This is a genomic window from Anaerolineae bacterium (genome assembly GCA_016931895.1).
In the GTDB taxonomy this organism is placed as follows: Bacteria; Chloroflexota; Anaerolineae; order 4572-78; family J111; genus JAFGNV01.
In genome coordinates, this window is sequence record JAFGDY010000129.1 from 1 (window position 1) to 3,127 (window position 3,127).

Sequence of the window (3,127 nt, forward strand, 5' to 3'; positions counted from 1 at the left end):
ACCCGACTGACAATGGCCTGAATAGTTTCAACAAACAACAAGGGCGGTTCAAGCGTCGCCTTGTTATTGCTGAGTATCTTTACCAATGGCGCCGCCCAATTCGCTGCCCCGTCGGTATCTCCCCTGGCCAGCCGGATTTGGATCTGCCGGGCTGCAATTTGAAAGTCGTCGACTCTTTGAAAGACCTGCTTCGCCAATTGGATTTCTGCCAAAGCTCCCTCAAAATCCCCTTGCGCCTGGCGCAGACGAGACATATACATCCGTCCGATGAAAATGCCGTCCAGCCCGCCCCGGCGGCAAAGCTCCATCCCCTGCTTGAGGTAGTTTTCAGCCGTTTTCAGATTATTCCATTCCAGGTGGATCCGCGCCAGCCCGATATAACCTTGACCCGCCGGGAAGAATTTCCCCTCAGCTTTAGCAATACCGGCGGCAGCCGTGTTGGTTTGATGGCCCAGATCAATAATTGTCTGGAAAAGCCTTGCTGCCTCGTGCAACCGCCCGTAATGACATTGAATGAGCGCCCTGGTCATCGTGGTATGAGCGGCCAGCCGGTAATCGCCGGCGGCAATGGCCTGGGGCAAACACGCCCGGTAAGCCGACTCAGCTTCTTCGACCCGGCCCTCCAACCCGTAAGCGATGGCCAGGGCGGAAGTGGCGCTGGCGCGTAATGCCAAATTTTCAACAGAGAGATAGGTCAGGGCTTGTTGGGCCAACCGGATTCCTCTGGCCGTGCGCCCCGAAAGAACCATCGCCCGGCAGACAACGGCCATCAATTCCCCCCGTAGCTGATCATTTTCAGGCGATGAAGGTAGAATCTTGAGCCGATCTTCTTGCTCCTGGATGGCCCGGTCAGAGAGGTCCGCTCTTTCTTGCATCATATTGATCCAGAACAGGTAAAAGCCCAGGCGGGGATGACGGCGTAAAGACCCCGCCGGGAGAGCCTCCAACCAATCTCGCAAGATATTCACCCGGCCGGTGAAGATCATAGTCCGAGCCGCCTGTTCCACCAGCAAAGCGGCGCTATCAAAATCCTGGGCGGTCAGGAATTGGTTCACGGCCTCAGTTGTAAATCCATTTTGTTCGTACCAGGCTGCGGCGTGGATATGCAGCAAGGCGATCTCATCAGCCGGTAGACTCTGCCGGAGACGGGCGTGGAGCAGGTCGGCGAAGAGGTGATGGTAGCGGAACCACCGGCCTGCTTCATCCAAAGGGATGACAAAGATATTAGCCCGGTGAAGAGCAGTCAGGCGGGCCTGCCCATCCCGGCAACCTGTAACAGCCTCGCATAGCCCTGCATTCATGCGTCTTAGAATCGAGGTTTGCAGCAGGAACGTCTGCACGTCCTCGGGCTGGCGCTGGAGGACCTCCTCGACCAGATATTCCGCCACATAAACGTGACTGCCGGTAAAGGCTTTGACAAAAGTAGCAACATCGCTGCGCCCTTGCATAGAGAGCGCGGCCAGTTGTAAACCGGCCACCCACCCTTCGGTGCGTTCTGCCAGGGCGGCTACATCGGCTGCAGACAGGGCCAAATCCATTGTGCGGTTTAAAAATTCGGCCGTCTCTGCAAGGCTGAAGCGCAAGTCCTGGGCGCGGATTTCGTTCAGTTGGTTCCGGGCACGAAAACGGGCCAGCGGCCAGGGGGGATCGATGCGGGTGGAGACCACAAGGTGCAAATTTTCCGGGAGATGATCCAGCAAAAACAGGAAACCGGCGTGAAGGGCCGGGTTTTGGATTTCGTGGTAATCATCCAGCACCAGCACCATTGATTGATCTTGGGTGGCGAGATCATTAATCAGAATGATCGGAACCGTGTCATCGGGCAGCGGTTGAGGCGTGTTAAACAATTCCAGCGCCGCTTCACCTACATTACCCACAATAAACTGGCAGGCCGTAATCAGATACGTCCAAAACCGGAACGGGTCGTTATCTCCTTCATCAAGCGACAGCCACGCGACTGGCCACCCGAGCCGGACGACAAAATCGCTCAGCAGGGTCGTTTTCCCAAATCCTGCCGGGCCAGACAGCAAGGTAAAACTGCCCGGACGATTAATCCCCGCCAGCAATTTTTCGGTCAGGTGGGGGCGCGTCACGGCGTTTGCCCGCGCGGGAGGAATATAGAGTTTGGTGGAAAGAAGTGAAACGGCCATCGCTAGATAGAGTCATCCTGCCTAAGTAGTCGGCGGACCAACATCTGGCCTCAGCCGATACCGGGCCGGCAAATCATCTCTGATTATAAACCAACTTCACCCGCAAAACAACCACGCTAATTTCTAAGTGACTTTTGTCGCCCTTATTCGTGACATTACACACTAAAATCTTTTTGAGTTAATGTTATAATCACAAGTACGGCATCAAAGATATTCACCGGTGAATTCTATAAGGAGGTTGTTATGACGGTAACTTTTACCCCGGCCCGCGCTCCTACTTTTTTGGCTGAAGTAGAGGCGGCCACGCCGGGCGATTCTCGTTTAAAGCTGTGTTTGCAATGTGGCACATGCGGCGGCTCCTGCCCGTCAGGCCCTGATATGGACCACACCCCCCGCGCGCTGTTTGCCATGATCGAAGCGGGCATGAAAAAACAAGTTTTGAGCAGTAACACCCCCTGGTATTGCGTATCCTGCTATTACTGCACGGTCCGCTGTCCCCAACAGATACACATTACCGATTTGATGTATACTCTCAAACGGATGGCCATTCAAGAGGGTTACTATCAAGAGTCCAGCGCCGCCGATGCGCCCGATTTCTCCGGCTATTTCATTGATTTTGTGGAAAACTTTGGACGCAGTTTTGAAGTGGGCCTGGCCACCCGTTATTACCTGCGCCATAACCCCCTGGGGATGGTCAAAATGGCAACCACCATGGGGCCGGGCATGTTTTTCAAGGGCCGCATGGGCCTCATTCCCACCCGCATTAAAGGCCTCAAGGAGTTAAAGGCCATCTTGAAAAAAGCTAAAGAGCTGGGAGGTGAATCATGAAATACGGCTACTATCCCGGCTGCTCGCTGGAACGTAATGCTCGCGCCTATCACGACTCGGCTATGGCGGTAGCCGGGCCGCTGGGGCTTGAATTTGTTGAGCTTGACGACTGGAACTGCTGCGGCGCCAGCGAGTATTTTTCGCTGGAG

The 3,127-nt window shown here is 55.0% G+C and carries 3 protein-coding genes; 2 read left to right on the top strand and 1 reads right to left on the bottom strand.

What is annotated here, in order from left to right:
- The coding region (locus JW953_09855) for a hypothetical protein (GenBank protein MBN1992995.1) at nucleotides 1-2,150 on the bottom strand (2,150 nt) is incomplete at its 3' end.
- Nucleotides 2,151-2,393: 243 nt separating this feature from the next.
- On the opposite strand from JW953_09855, the gene JW953_09860 reads away from it, so the two are divergent.
- Both JW953_09860 and JW953_09865 read left to right on the top strand, forming a co-directional pair.
- Nucleotides 2,394-2,978, top strand: coding sequence for a 4Fe-4S dicluster domain-containing protein (locus JW953_09860; protein ID MBN1992996.1), 585 nt, complete (start codon nucleotides 2,394-2,396; stop codon nucleotides 2,976-2,978).
- Nucleotides 2,975-3,127: heterodisulfide reductase subunit B (locus JW953_09865; protein MBN1992997.1), on the top strand; the 153-nt coding region annotated here is incomplete at its 3' end. The genes JW953_09860 and JW953_09865, both read left to right, overlap by 4 nt.